The sequence below is a fragment of the Pseudomonas sp. FYR_5 genome, assembly GCF_043106315.1.
Lineage (GTDB): Bacteria > Pseudomonadota > Gammaproteobacteria > Pseudomonadales > Pseudomonadaceae > Aquipseudomonas > Aquipseudomonas putida_Y.
The window spans coordinates 1-12,377 of record NZ_JBICMK010000110.1 but is presented as its reverse complement, the minus strand read 5'-3'; the positions used below and the strand labels follow the sequence as shown (position 1 = coordinate 12,377).

Below are 12,377 nucleotides of genomic sequence, written 5' to 3'. Positions count from 1 at the left end.
CGCGTTGTAGGAGCGGGTTTACCCGCGAATAGGCCGGACCTGCCGGCCACTATCCCTGGTCATTCACCGTCACAGCCGCCACCGCATTAGCGGGCAGCTTGCCCGCGAACACCGGCGCAGCCGGTTTCATCCAACTCAGCGACCATCGACCTGTACGCAAACGTCTCTGCCATCGATTGCCTTGCATGGCCAATTGTCGTTGATGTAATGATCCGGCTTGAAGCACACCCGTTCATCGTTGACCCAGAACATCTGCCAACCGGAGCCCGAGATCCTGAGCTTCGGGCACGACCAGTAGTCCTTTGCCGAAAGCGTGGCTGTGGTCAGCGCAATCATTGTCGGAGCAACGATAACCATCAGCACAACTGTCAGTTGCAGCGAGCGTAGCTGGAACCCGTGCAGCCAAGAGGTTTTCGGTGGGTCAAACTTCCGACCGGTCCATGCGGCGATCAGGCTGGCAACGATCAGGCAAGGCCCCAGGGGAATGAATGCAATCATGAAGAAAGCTTTGAGTGGTGTTTCCACGACCGGGGCATTACGGTAGATCCGGCCGTAGAGGGGCACGATATCTGTCCATAAGGCGTACACCGCCAGTGCTCCCATGGCGAGCATGGACAGCATCAGACCGATGGCCGTAAGCCGGAAAAGAATAGGGGACCTTACGTAGAGTTCGGGATGGTCTTTCATGTGTGCCTGAGCATTCCCTGGCTGCCGCGGATCAACCCGGCATGGCTGAACAACAGGTTCAGCACGTTATCACAGGACCAGGCACTGGACCTTTGCCGATGCCATGGTGCGCTGGTACCGGCAGGGTGAAAACCGCGTCAACGGCCGTTGCTTCGACATCGGCAATGTCACCCGCGCAGCCTTGGAAGGCTGAGAGGCCCAGGGGGCCTGACTGGATGGGCATCATCAAGGCCTCAACCGCAGGCAATGGTATCGTTGATACGCCAATGGCTCCGTTACCCAATTCATTCTCAAAGAAATCCCATGATCGATCTAAGAAGCTCAAACGCATTGCTGGCCGACTACGTGCGACGTTATGCGCATCTGTCGCCGGAGCCCTCCCAGCCGTTGCAGCAGCGGATGGACTCCACCTTGCAGCCTGATACGCCGGCGGCGCCGGCGGTCAAGCCAAGCTGGCTGCATTCCAGAGCCTGCACATTGACCGCGGAGCAGGCACTGGACCGCGCCAGGGGCGCGCTGCTTGGCCTGGCCATCGGCGATGCGGTCGGCACCACGCTCGAGTTCCAGGCCCGCGACAGGGGGCAGGTGAGCGACATGGTCGGGGGTGGCCCGTTCAACCTTGTTGCGGGTGAGTGGACTGATGACACCAGCATGGCGCTGTGCCTGGCAGACACGTATGTGAGCAAGGGCAAGTTCGATTACGCCACCTACGCAGATGCCTTGGTCCGCTGGTACCGGCGCGGGGAAAACAGTGCCAACGGTCGTTGTTTCGATATCGGCAATGCCACGCGCAATGCCCTTGAAGGCTGGCTGCGCGAGGGTATTACCTGGGAAGGCAACTATGAGCCCTCGACGGCTGGCAATGGCTCCATCATCCGCCTTGCGCCTACGGCAATCTTCCGCCGGCACTCGCTGTCGGCAAGCTGGTGGGAAAGCGTCACGCAAAGCAGCGTGACCCACAACGCCGACGAGGCAGTGAACTGCTGTCAGCTGTTTGCGGCACAGCTGCATCTGGCGCTCAACGGTGCAGACAAGGAAGAGGCCCTGGCCCCAGCGGTGCGTTCGTTGCGGCCTCGCCCGATGATCATCAATGCGGGCGAGTACAAGCAAAAGAGCCGCGAACAGATCCGCTCCTCCGGCTACGTCATCGATACCTTGGAAGCGGCACTGTGGGCCGTATGGAACACCGACAACTTCAAGGACGCGATCCTCCTGGCCGCCAACCTTGCCGATGATGCCGACAGTGTCGCGGCCACCGCCGGCCAGTTGGCGGGTGCGCTGTACGGCGTGTCCGGCATGCCGCCGGAGTGGGTGGAGAAGATTGTGTGGTCGCAACATATCCAGGAATTGGCAGCCAAGCTCTTCGATCTCTCGCCGCAGCATGATGAACTGGACGCATTGCTTTATGGCCAGCCTTGACGGTTCGGGTAGAAACTGTGAAGTACGCCACGAATCGAAACCAGAGGAACGCTTCGCGTCACGTACCTGAGGCAGGAGCCGTATGCGGTAGTTCCGCACGTACGGACTGTGCGGGGGGTGGCAGCGAATCTTCTGCTTGACTGTTTCGGTGTTCATGGTCAGTCCTGATTGGGGTAAGGAACTGCACCACTTCACCGCAGCGTAAGAGGGCGCCACTCATTTGTTGGTAGGGTCAAACGGTCATGCAGTGTCGGATTTCGTCAGCATTTATCTATGTGGCACTAGATGGCCGTGCCCCGATTTTTTCCCGGCTTGATGATTAATAATTCATCAAGTTGTCTTTTGCGGCATTTTATCACGAAAGCCAGCGCCGCATCAGGATCATCCATGAAGGCATCAAATGTAGCTGGAGCAATGGCGTAATACTCTTCGTAGTCAACCATGCCGTTGCTGACGGGGAACGAAACGTAATACTGACTAGCGTCTTCTTCGATGCCGATTGAGTACATGTGCTGACGACTGATGAAAAGATCTTTGAATTTCATAGGGGGCCTTCAAAAAAGGGAGCGGTATTGAACCTCTTGGCGGCAATACTCGCCGCGTCTATGACGACTTCACTGTTGCCGTCAGGTAGCTTGCCACCAGGGATCCAGAATTCGTTAGCACCGGCTTCATTTCCCGATGGAATCCGCAGATTCAACTGCTTCGGATCAGGGATGTCTACCGGGACCAGTGCATTGGTATCAAGGAAATTCTCAGGCTAGCCAAGGGCTTGCTCCAACGCGAACTTGTCACCTGCTGTCTTGGCAAGTAGTTCGGTTGCTTCGTGGCCTGGCATTATGAACGACGTACCATCTCTCTGTGCGATGCCGTATTTCTCAAGGTTGGTCTGGGTCATGAAGCGTGAGGCGCCATTTTGGAATTGGGCCAAGTGTTGCGCGACATAATCTGGATATAGATAGATGGTGGAGGTCGGGTCTTTCGCCTTTGGCGATCGCAAGAATATCCTCTTCGGTGAATCCAGGTTTGTATCTGGGTTTTGGCGGCTCAACAGCCTTGTGCGATAGCTCGCGAGAGCGTTCGTTGGCAAGTAGTGGTTCAGTCTCTGCACGCCTGGCGCGCCTTGAGCTTGTGCAGGGTAGGGGGCTCGCCCCCGGACAGCTCGATACGAAACTCGGCGAAGGCGTGCTCGAGATCGGCATACTGCTGCAGCCCTTCTTCGGTGAACAGATAGCTTCCGGGGATGTCACGCCATTCCATCGGGGTGCGGATCCGCTGCTGCTTTGCCGCGTTCAACAAGAGCGTCAGCTCTACACTCAACTTCATGGCGGCCGGGTCGTGTGACTTCAGCCGGTCAATGATGACACGCAGCGCTATCGATTTTTGCCGGAGTGCGTAAATGTCCATCGTGGCTCAGCCTGCTGGGTGTAGGGTTTATAGCTTTCGTCAGTGACTGCGCTCGATGTTCAGTGGCTGGCCTGATCGAACGTCGGCAATCAATCGGGCAGTTGAATTTTGAGGCCACGAGCCGATTGGATGGCTACGTAATAGGCGTCTTTCAGTGCTCTGGCCAACTCGGGGTCATTTTCTTCGAATTCTTTCGAGGCAATGGCACCGATACTGAGTTGGTGGAGTTTCGATTTATCTTGCTCACGCCCTTCGAGCACGGCTTTCACATAGTCAAGTTGGTTTAGTAGCATCCCATAAATGGGGTAAGCGGGACAGGCCTTGTTCCGCTGCGCGGTGATGTCGATAGCCTTCTGTACATAGCCGAGGGGGGGGGTGGGTTTCATAATGCACCTGGTGTTATCAGTTTGAAGAGCTCGCGTTGGCCAGAGGTCATCTGCCGAGCACCGCCAATGGCGTTATAGGGTTGGGAAGGAACGGACCAGGTATCCAGTACCGGTGCCGAGGTGCTCCTCAGCAGCGTGACCTTCTCAGTGCTCTGATAGACGTTCACGATCTTGGGCACGATGGTTTCCGTTTTGTAGATCTGGCCAAGCGGGTTGATCCCCAGTTGCCCTGGCACCACGTCAGGGGTAGGAGAGTACCGCATGCCTTGCCGGCCGCCGGGCATCTGGAATTGCCAAAGTGTCTTGCCCCGGTTGATTGTTTCCGTGAAGACTGGTTGAGTGAAGCCCAAGCCGTTCATGTAGCCTTCGTAGTCGGCAGGCTTATAGCCCTGTGACTTGAAGAAGTTTACAGCAGTATTTGCTCCATCTTTCTCTAATCGTGTTTTTTATTTTTGGCTTGGAATTTCTTAAAGGAACTCCACTCCTCTCCATCAATCAATGCCATGTAAAATTCTGCAAATAACTGACTGAGATTACGATCGTCCTGTAAGTTGGTTTCCGGTAAGTAGCGGTAACCAGGTATGTCTCTAGCCTCCATGGGGGCATGAATTTTTCCATTTTCAGCTTTTAATAAGAGGCCGCGTAGGGAGTTGAGCATCAGCTTCGCATCGGAATTTTGATCTTCGAGAGCCTCAAGTTTTTCACGAAGCGCTGTAGCGGTAGCCTTCAGTGTGTGCGTGTTCATTGTCTATCCTAGTTATCAATAGTGCCTATGAGCTTGGTGGCCGACCACTCATTACGGTTAGGGGTAAGATATTGAAGTGCGCCACCCACCCTGTCAATGTTGCCTCCAAATTCGGTGGTAGGCGCGATCTTGCTGACAAAAACCTCTGTTGGTTTAAGTGGCGTCATTTCAAAAATTGAATATTTTGTAGCCTCACTGCCCAGCGGTAACCCTAGGCTATCAGCCAGGGTTCGGCTTCCCTGCGCAGCAGACTGCAGCTCCTCCATAGTGGTGAAAAATGGAGAGTAACGGCTTGGCTCTTGTCCCACTGGCACGATTTTCACGAGGGGCGAATCTATGATGGACAGTTTTGGAGTGTTACTGCCCGAGCCTATCTGGGAGATGGCTCGGCTGAAAATGTCCATGTCTGATGCTTTGGGGTCTGCGGCACGTAGCTTTTGCAGATATAGCTCACCATCAGGGGTGTCGAGATACTCATTAATCTGTTTGTTGCTAAGGCCTCGGGGTGCAAAAGTCTCTGAAAACATGACGCATTGAGCGCTTTTTCGATAGATAGCTCTGCGTGACGGGGAAATATCAACTCACCGTCTCCGCGCGGCAAGTTGACGGAGCATCCCAAGGTGACACGAGATGGAAGAGCTGACTTACGACCGCTATTGATGGCCTGATTCGAGGAATGTTTCAAGGTTCGCGGGTTTATTAACTCAGTTGTTTTCTGTGTAGCTGTCAGGGGTGAGGCTGAAGCCCGGATGGCTTACGCAAGTCAGCGGGGTGGGGGCGGCGAGCAGCCTGAATTCGATGGGGGTTGGAGTGAAATGGCTCATTTGAGCGCTTCCAATTGTTTGATGATTTCTGTATTTGTCATGACTACCTTACAAGTAGCGACGTGGGTGTGGATATTAGAATTAATGGCGCCCGTCAACCTGGATGCAGGCATTTTTATCACTCATGCGCTTGCAAGGCCAGCCGTCACGGGTATAGGAATCAGACTTGAAACAATACCGCTAATCATTGATCCAGCACACCTGCCAGGCAGATCCTGAAGTCAACAGCTTCTGGCAGGGTGTGTACCCCTTCGCCCACAAGCCCAGCGTCACAAGTATCCCAAGCGTAGGCGCTATGTAGAACATTGACCACAGTGTCCTGTGAACGTTCTTGGTAATTCTGGTGCATGGGCAAAAGATGGCGCAATGCCATCTCATTCATGACGGCTAATGCTAAGGATGAGCGATATTCATAGTTGACAGAGTTGCGCATTCCAGTGTTTCCTGCGCCCTCTACACTCGGCCGGCAAATCCATTTGTGATCTGGTTGGCATATTCAGGTGTTGTTGGGAACTTTGCTTGCCTGCATAGGTCGCAGCGCCTGAGACGTGGGCCGACACTGCGCAGGTCGCGCAAGCAGGATTTTTGACAAGGCGTGAACAGAATCGTGAACAGAATCTATCCCTGTACCGCAGCCGACCCCATGGGCCTCGGCGGGCAAGACGGCCTTCTCGGGCAGGGTGACCTGCCGTGGCCAAGTGTTGTAGCAGCCAGAACCTACGCCAAGATGGATGTAGGCGGCCTTTATTCGGCTGATGACATGAGTGCCGCCGAGTTTCTTGTTGCTGAACTACAGTCGTCCGAAACGCAGTTGAGTGCTGACGAAGCCGAAGAATACGCGCAGTTACTTTATAGCCTGATTGCAAAAATGGAAAAATCGGGGCGTTTTGCCGCGGATGAACTGCTGGCCATCAAGGAGAAGGCTGAGAAGATTCCAGTCGTAGGGGCACTATTATTTTCAACTGCAAATTTACCCGGCACGCTTGCCAACGTTGCTGCGCTAGGCCATGCCGCATCCAAAGCCACCAAAGTTGAAAACCTGCTGAACATGACGGATGCCACGCGCGGCAAGCTGAAGAAGTGGGCAGCGTCACGTGGCAAACCCGGCAGTGTATCTGCCGCCAGGGCCATGAAAGGTCGCCTGAAACTGGTGCGCATGGGCGGAAACCTCTACTTCGAAATACCCGCCAATAGCCAGGCAAGTTTGTACAGGCTGCCCGGTCGGGGCAGTAACCTGCATGTGGCTGCTTTTAATACCGCCAAGGCGATGCGTGCAACTGCCCATATTGACTCGGCCGGGTACAGCAGCCGTGGCGTAGGCAAAGTACTGACGGGGGCCAAATTAGGCGGCGCATTGGCGTTCGGCCCCCAGGCTTACCTAGATGCGACGGAGGCAAAAAGCGTCTCGGAGTTCTTCCAGAAGTCAGCTTACACCCAGCCGACCAATGCATTGGCCTTTGGTGTCGGTGTATTGGTCGGCGGGCTAACAGGGCCGGCTATAGTCGTGATTGCCTTGTCTTTGGGTGCGGGTTTGGCAGTTCAGTTTGTCATGAGTGATGATTTTTCGGGGCTGGGCACTACCCTGGGTAATTTCTTGACGGGGAAGGATTAAATGTTTACCACAGAACGTTTTTTTAAAAAAATCTGGTCGGTGTGGCTGCTGGTCGTGATATTGGCCCTGATGATGACCGGAGTGGCGCCGCCATTCATGGCGGTGCCGGCGATCCTGATCATTATCGTTATGACGCTGTGGTGCATCAATTGTGCTTACCGGAGTGAGCACTTTGTAAGTTTCGCGAATTTGCGCATGTTCTTCAATATGTCAGTTGCACCAATGTTCGCATCGCTGCTGACACTGGGTGTTACCTACAAAAAAATGAAGTTGGGAGCGGCGACTTCTTTGATGTTAGGGCTCGCGCCCGTCGTGCTGGTGTTGTTGACCTATGCAATGGCTTATTACTGGCGCAGTAAAAGTGATATTCTCCATTTTAAAGGGCAGCGCGTGGAATCCATCGAGCCGCCCCAGAAAGTTCAGTGGTGGCAGGCGGGTTTGGCGGCGGGCTTGAGCAGCGTGATCTATCCGCTGATGAAAAGCCATGACGTGCCGGCCACCGGGTTGATCTACTTCTTTGCGCTAATGTCCGTCTTCATGGTGTTTTACAATCGTGACAAGATCAGTGCACTCAGAGACCTGAAAGTGCGCGAAGCCAAGGAAAACCGTCAATACACATTCATGGATATTGAAACTATTCAGAGCATGCGTGCTGCCTCGTGGTTGGGCAGGCTTTTCGCCGTACGGGCGCGCTGATGTTCACCGTTACAGGGAGTAAATTATGCTAACTGACGTTCTTTCCATGCTCGCGCCGCAAAACAGGCGATTGTTCAAACTGAATATCCTGACACAAACAGCCAACGATGAGTTTTTGCTTGAGCACTTTTCCGGCACTGAAGAGCTTTCCAAACTCTATGAATTCGATCTGGCCTTGCTCAGCCAACAGAGCGATGTAAAGCTCAAGTCACTGATTGGCAGCCAGGCCACGATAGAAATCGAGTTATCCAACGGCTCTTTCCGCCACATTAACGGCTATGTTCAGCGGTTTAGCACCCAAGGCAGCGACGGCGGCTATGTGCGTTATGCAGCCGTGCTAGGACCGTGGCTGTGGATGCTGACTTGCCGCTTCGATACACGCATTTTTCAAGAAAAATCGGTCCAGGCTGTTGTCAGTGAAGTGTTTGCCGGATTTGGCACGCTGGCCAAGTACGAATTTCGTGTAAGCAAGTCGCTCAAATCGCACAGCTACATTACCCAGTACCGCGAGAGCGATTTCAACTTTGTGCAGCGCTTGCTTGAGAGCGAAGGGCTTTTCTACTACTTCGAGCACACGGCCGACTCCCATCTGATGGTCATCACCGATGACTCCAGCACCTTGTTGCCGCTGCCCGAACAGCCGCAGATTCGCTACCACTCCGCGTCGGTTACCGAAACAGCTGATTCCATTACTCAGTGGCAGTCAACGCGGCAGCTTCAATCCGGTCAAATTGCCGTTCGCACGTTCGACTATCGCCAACCGCGCAACTTCCTACCTGTGACCATGCAAAGCTTGAATCAACAGGGCGATGTGGACAGGTTCGAGATTTATGATTTCCCGGGCCAGTACACCCATGGCAGCTACGAAGATGGCGAAGCCATCGTACGCAACCGTATCGAAGCGCTCGAGTTGATGGGCAAGACCTTCTACGGCGAGAGCAATTGCCGGGTCATGAAGCCGGGTTACACTTTTGAGTTGACCCAGCATTATCTGCACGACACCGGTGACGCCGAGAACCGTAAGTTTTTGTTGCTGAGCGTGGAGCATCGCGGCAGCAACAACTACATGACTGGCGACCAGGCCGGTTACGTCAACCGATTCGTGTGCGTGCGTAAAAAAATCGCATACCGCCCGCAGTTAAACACCCGCAAGCCTTTGATCAACGGCCCGCAGACCGCCATCGTTGTCGGCCCCCCAGGCGAGGAAATCTTCACCGACGAACTGGGCCGGGTAAAGCTTCAGTTTCACTGGGATCGCCAGGGGCAGTTCAACGATCAAAGCTCCTGCTGGGTACGTGTCGCACAATCCGGTGCCAGCGGTGGCTTCGGCAGCATCCAGATCCCACGTGTAGGCGACGAAGTGGTGGTGGTGTTCCTGGACGGCAACCCGGACCGGCCGCTGATCATGGGCAGCCTGTACAACAGCACCAACACCCCGCCATGGTCGCTGCCGGCGAACAAGACCCAGAGTGGGTTCCTGACGCGGTCGATGAAGGGCGACGGCGGTACCGCCAACTTCTTCCGCTTCGAGGACAAGGCCGGCGCCGAGCAGATCATCATGCATGCCGAGCGCAACATGGATACCGAGATCGAGCTGGATGAGACCCATGATGTGGGGAATAACCGCTCGATTACTGTTGGCGGTACGCACACCGAAACGGTCAAGAAAGACACCGTGGTGCAAGTGACCGAAGGTTCCTACACCCTGCAGGTCGATAACCAGTTCATCCAGGTGGCCGCCAAGCAGCACATCATCCTGCAGGTGGGCGACAGCAGCATCACGCTGACCCCGGAAGGCATCGAGATCAAAGGCAAGGTCATCGTGACCACCAGTACCGACACCACCCAGATCACTGGCGCCGCAGTGCGGATCAACGACTGAGGCAAGGTTCATGTACAAGCCCTCGATCTACGACCGCCTCTCCGCCAGGCGCGCAGCGCAAGAGGAGGCTGTGCGGCTGGCCAGTCTGGCGGAAGCTGCTCATGTGCCCGTGGCTGTGCCCGAGCCGGAACCGGTGCCAGCCGTGTTGCAGGATGTAGCCAGCGCTTTCACCTTCGCAGGGTTCTCCTTGCAGTTTCCGCTCGGCTTTCGTTTTCGCGACATCCAGACCACCCTCGAGCATGAAGGCGAGCCGGTCAGCCTCAGCATCCGCCGCCGTGATGTACGCGCCAGGCAGCCGCTGGAGCAACTGTTCCAGAGCGCAGTCGAGGCTTTGCGCGAATTGAACCCGCAACTGCGCGTGATTCGCCAACGTGACTGCCTCCTGGCTGGGAACCCGGCCAAGGTCGTGGACTTTCACTTCAATGCCGGCCACGAGCCTCGGCACGGTCGCCTGGTCGGCGCACTGGTGCCCATCGCCGGCAGCGATTCGCTGCAATGGCTGGATATCTCCAGCGTGATCGACCCCAGCAAGCCCGGCCTGAGCCAGTGGCTGGCCGAGTTCGACCGCATGCTCGATGGCTTCGCGCAGGGCTGACCCCGATTTTTTCGCTATCAGGAATTTTCATCGCATGGATTACGAATTACAGGAAGGCGGCATTGCGCTGCCGGCAGGTTTCGAGGACCGCACGGTCAACATGTTCGTCTTGGGTGCCAGTGTTCCAGCACCCTTGAGCATCACCATCTCGCGTGACACCTTGCTGCCGGACGAAGCGCTGCAGGCCTATGTCGATCGCCAGGTCAAGCTGCTCACCTCCAAGCTGCGCGGCTACACCCGCATGGGCAACAAGGCCGTCACGCTCTCGGTTACCGCACCCATTGCCGGCATCCAGATCGACGCCTATTACATGAACCAGGGCCGCCCGCTGTACCAGCGCCAGGCCGCCTTCATCATCAGCCCCGGGCGTGCCCTGATCTTCTCCACCACTGCACAGGCCGACTTCAGTGCCCAGCAGAACCAGGACTGGGACAACCTGTTGGCCAGCTTCACCCCGCGTGCCCCGTCCGAAACCAGCGCCGAGTCCGGCGAACAGGAGTAACACCTCATGTTCGAAGCGGCCAGGTTCGGCGACGAGATATCGCACACCAGCGCGCTCGGGGGCTTCCTGATCGGGGCCGCCCTGGGGATTGCGCTGGTGGCCACGGTGGCCATCGCCACGTTCACCTGCGGGTTCGGCGTGGCCTTGCTGGCCGGCCTCGCAGCCGGCATCGGGGGCAGCTTGCTGACCGCCGCCGGAGAGGCGATAGGCAGTATGTTCTCGTCCCCCTCAGGGACGATAACCACTGCCTCACCCAACGTGTTCATCAACAGCCGCAAGGCCGCCCGCGTCGAAAAAAGCATCGGTGCCTGCGACAAGCACCCAGGGCCGGTGCAGATTGCCGAAGGCTCGACCAACGTCTTCATCAACAGCGTCGCCGCCGCGCGCAAGGGCGACAAGCTGACCTGCGGCGCCACCATTTCCGGTGGTTCGGACAACGTCATCATCGGCGGCGGCACCTACCGTTACCTGCCCGTGGACGATGAAGTCCCGGAGTGGCTTCGCACCACCGTGGATGTGCTGATGGCCATCGCCGGTGCCGCAGGCGGTATCGCCCAACTGATCAAGGCGGGTACCCAGGCCGGCATGAAAGCCGTCATGCCTTGCGCGCTGAAGTTCACGGCCGGCTTCGTCGCCGGTGAGGTGGCCAGCCGTTACGTGGTCGAGCCCGTGGCCCGCAAGGCTATCGGCGGCCTGGTCGGCAACCCCGTCGACCTCACGACGGGCCGCAAGCTGATCCCCGATGAAATCGACTTCAGCCTGCCGGGCCTGATGCCGATCGAGTGGTCGCGCTTCTACGCCAGCGACCTGACGGTCGACAGCGTACTCGGCCGCGGCTGGGTTCTGCCCTGGGAGCAGAGCCTGCGCCGCCAGGGGGCATTCATCTACCTCACCGACAACCAGGGCCGCGAAGTCCCGTTCGTGACCCTGCAACCGGGGCAGCGCATCTACAACCCGCACGAGCAGGTGTACCTGGTGTGCACCGAGGGCGGCCACTACATCCTGCAGACCCTCGACAACCTGTTCTTCTACTTCGGCGAAGTGCCAGACACCAACACCGAAGTGCCGCTGCAGCGTATCGAGAACGTCCTCGGCCACTTCCTGCACTTCACCCGCACGCCCGACGGCACACTGACCGACATCAGCGCCACCGGCGGCACCCGCGTGCACCTGCACTACGACAACCCGCTGGGTCGCCTGACCGACATCAAGCGCGTGGTGAACAACGAAGCGGTAGAAACGCTTACCCAATACCGCTACGACGAACAGGGCCAGCTGAGCGCGGTGATCAACCGCAACGGCGACACCGTGCGCAGCTTCAGCTACGCCGACGGCCTGATGGTGACCCACAGCAACGCGCTGGGGCTGGGCTGCCACTACCGTTGGCAAACCCTGGGCGACAAGCCACGTGTGGTCGAACACTGGACCAGCGACGGCGAGCACTACCACTTCCGCTACGACCTCGACAGCCGCACCAGCTGGGCCACCGACGTGCTCGGCCGTGAGCTGCAAGTGCAGTACAACGCCGACCACCGCGTGGTCGCCAGCCGCGACTATGGCGGCGAGCGTTACGCCATCGAGCTGGACGAACACGGCAATATGGTTGGCCTGACCTTGCCGGA

At 57.0% G+C, this 12,377-nt stretch carries 14 protein-coding genes and 1 pseudogene; 7 read left to right on the top strand and 8 right to left on the bottom strand.

From position 1 onward, the window contains the following. Positions 1 to 135 precede the first annotated feature (135 nt). Positions 136 to 687 (bottom strand): hypothetical protein, encoded by a 552-nt coding sequence (locus ACF8RA_RS23280; protein ID WP_003248365.1) that lies wholly within the window; start codon positions 685 to 687, stop codon positions 136 to 138. A 303-nt stretch (positions 688 to 990) separates the two neighbouring features. Here ACF8RA_RS23280 and tri1 point away from each other — a divergent pair, with 303 nt between their 5' ends. Further along, the gene (gene tri1 / locus ACF8RA_RS23275) at positions 991 to 2,106 is read left to right on the top strand and encodes an ADP-ribosylarginine hydrolase Tri1 (RefSeq protein WP_392519619.1); all 1,116 of its coding nucleotides are present in this window, start codon (positions 991 to 993) and stop codon (positions 2,104 to 2,106) included. A 281-nt stretch (positions 2,107 to 2,387) separates the two neighbouring features. Here tri1 and ACF8RA_RS23270 read toward each other — a convergent pair whose 3' ends face one another. From ACF8RA_RS23270 to ACF8RA_RS23240, 7 genes and pseudogenes are all read right to left on the bottom strand, one after another. Further along, positions 2,388 to 2,651, bottom strand: coding sequence for a hypothetical protein (locus tag ACF8RA_RS23270; protein ID WP_176684534.1), 264 nt, complete (start codon positions 2,649 to 2,651; stop codon positions 2,388 to 2,390). A 553-nt stretch (positions 2,652 to 3,204) separates the two neighbouring features. Further along, positions 3,205 to 3,513: a hypothetical protein gene (locus tag ACF8RA_RS23265; RefSeq protein ID WP_176684533.1), complete on the bottom strand. Its 309-nt coding sequence runs from the start codon at positions 3,511 to 3,513 to the stop codon at positions 3,205 to 3,207. 89 nt (positions 3,514 to 3,602) lie between these two features. Then, positions 3,603 to 3,899 carry an immunity protein Tsi6 family protein gene (locus ACF8RA_RS23260; RefSeq protein WP_392519618.1) on the bottom strand — a complete coding sequence of 99 codons (297 nt, stop codon included), beginning with the start codon at positions 3,897 to 3,899 and terminating at the stop codon, positions 3,603 to 3,605. Then, positions 3,896 to 4,309 (bottom strand): annotated as a pseudogene (locus ACF8RA_RS23255) (polymorphic toxin type 46 domain-containing protein); the annotation flags it as partial. The gene ACF8RA_RS23260 and the pseudogene ACF8RA_RS23255, both read right to left, overlap by 4 nt. 23 nt (positions 4,310 to 4,332) lie before the next feature. Next, complete coding sequence (locus ACF8RA_RS23250) at positions 4,333 to 4,644, bottom strand: hypothetical protein (protein WP_176684531.1); 312 nt, start codon at positions 4,642 to 4,644, stop codon at positions 4,333 to 4,335. An 8-nt stretch (positions 4,645 to 4,652) separates the two neighbouring features. After that, positions 4,653 to 5,171 (bottom strand): hypothetical protein, encoded by a 519-nt coding sequence (locus ACF8RA_RS23245; protein WP_392487721.1) that lies wholly within the window; start codon positions 5,169 to 5,171, stop codon positions 4,653 to 4,655. Positions 5,172 to 5,652: 481 nt separating this feature from the next. Continuing rightward, positions 5,653 to 5,901, bottom strand: coding sequence for a hypothetical protein (locus ACF8RA_RS23240; protein WP_176684529.1), 249 nt, complete (start codon positions 5,899 to 5,901; stop codon positions 5,653 to 5,655). A gap of 162 nt (positions 5,902 to 6,063) precedes the next feature. On the opposite strand from ACF8RA_RS23240, the gene ACF8RA_RS23235 reads away from it, so the two are divergent. The 6 genes from ACF8RA_RS23235 to ACF8RA_RS23210 form a co-directional block, all read left to right on the top strand. Beyond that, the gene (locus ACF8RA_RS23235) at positions 6,064 to 7,080 is read left to right on the top strand and encodes a hypothetical protein (RefSeq protein ID WP_003248396.1); all 1,017 of its coding nucleotides are present in this window, start codon (positions 6,064 to 6,066) and stop codon (positions 7,078 to 7,080) included. Next, positions 7,081 to 7,776 (top strand): hypothetical protein, encoded by a 696-nt coding sequence (locus tag ACF8RA_RS23230; protein WP_010953998.1) that lies wholly within the window; start codon positions 7,081 to 7,083, stop codon positions 7,774 to 7,776. Positions 7,777 to 7,801: 25 nt separating this feature from the next. Continuing rightward, positions 7,802 to 9,658 carry a type VI secretion system tip protein TssI/VgrG gene (gene tssI, locus ACF8RA_RS23225; protein WP_392513832.1) on the top strand — a complete coding sequence of 619 codons (1,857 nt, stop codon included), beginning with the start codon at positions 7,802 to 7,804 and terminating at the stop codon, positions 9,656 to 9,658. 10 nt (positions 9,659 to 9,668) lie between these two features. Next, positions 9,669 to 10,253 (top strand): hypothetical protein, encoded by a 585-nt coding sequence (locus ACF8RA_RS23220; RefSeq protein WP_392487718.1) that lies wholly within the window; start codon positions 9,669 to 9,671, stop codon positions 10,251 to 10,253. A 34-nt stretch (positions 10,254 to 10,287) separates the two neighbouring features. Further along, entirely contained in the window at positions 10,288 to 10,755 is a 468-nt protein-coding gene (locus ACF8RA_RS23215; RefSeq protein WP_003248404.1) for a DcrB-related protein, read from the top strand. A 6-nt stretch (positions 10,756 to 10,761) separates the two neighbouring features. Next, on the top strand, positions 10,762 to 12,377 hold a 1,616-nt coding region (locus tag ACF8RA_RS23210), incomplete at its 3' end, for a DUF6531 domain-containing protein (protein WP_392519617.1).

Excerpts from the sequence above, each read along its gene's own strand:
- ACF8RA_RS23265 (WP_176684533.1), bottom strand. The coding sequence starts at position 3,513 with ATGGACATTTACGCACTCCGGCAAAAATCGATAGCGCTGCGTGTCATC.
- ACF8RA_RS23220 (WP_392487718.1), top strand. The coding sequence starts at position 9,669 with ATGTACAAGCCCTCGATCTACGACCGCCTCTCCGCCAGGCGCGCAGCG.
- ACF8RA_RS23270 (WP_176684534.1), bottom strand. The coding sequence starts at position 2,651 with ATGAAATTCAAAGATCTTTTCATCAGTCGTCAGCACATGTACTCAATC.
- ACF8RA_RS23245 (WP_392487721.1), bottom strand. The coding sequence starts at position 5,171 with ATGTTTTCAGAGACTTTTGCACCCCGAGGCCTTAGCAACAAACAGATT.
- ACF8RA_RS23215 (WP_003248404.1), top strand. The coding sequence starts at position 10,288 with ATGGATTACGAATTACAGGAAGGCGGCATTGCGCTGCCGGCAGGTTTC.
- ACF8RA_RS23240 (WP_176684529.1), bottom strand. The coding sequence starts at position 5,901 with ATGCGCAACTCTGTCAACTATGAATATCGCTCATCCTTAGCATTAGCC.
- ACF8RA_RS23280 (WP_003248365.1), bottom strand. The coding sequence starts at position 687 with ATGAAAGACCATCCCGAACTCTACGTAAGGTCCCCTATTCTTTTCCGG.
- ACF8RA_RS23230 (WP_010953998.1), top strand. The coding sequence starts at position 7,081 with ATGTTTACCACAGAACGTTTTTTTAAAAAAATCTGGTCGGTGTGGCTG.
- tri1 (WP_392519619.1), top strand. The coding sequence starts at position 991 with ATGATCGATCTAAGAAGCTCAAACGCATTGCTGGCCGACTACGTGCGA.
- ACF8RA_RS23250 (WP_176684531.1), bottom strand. The coding sequence starts at position 4,644 with ATGAACACGCACACACTGAAGGCTACCGCTACAGCGCTTCGTGAAAAA.
- ACF8RA_RS23260 (WP_392519618.1), bottom strand. The coding sequence starts at position 3,899 with ATGAAACCCACCCCCCCCCTCGGCTATGTACAGAAGGCTATCGACATC.
- tssI (WP_392513832.1), top strand. The coding sequence starts at position 7,802 with ATGCTAACTGACGTTCTTTCCATGCTCGCGCCGCAAAACAGGCGATTG.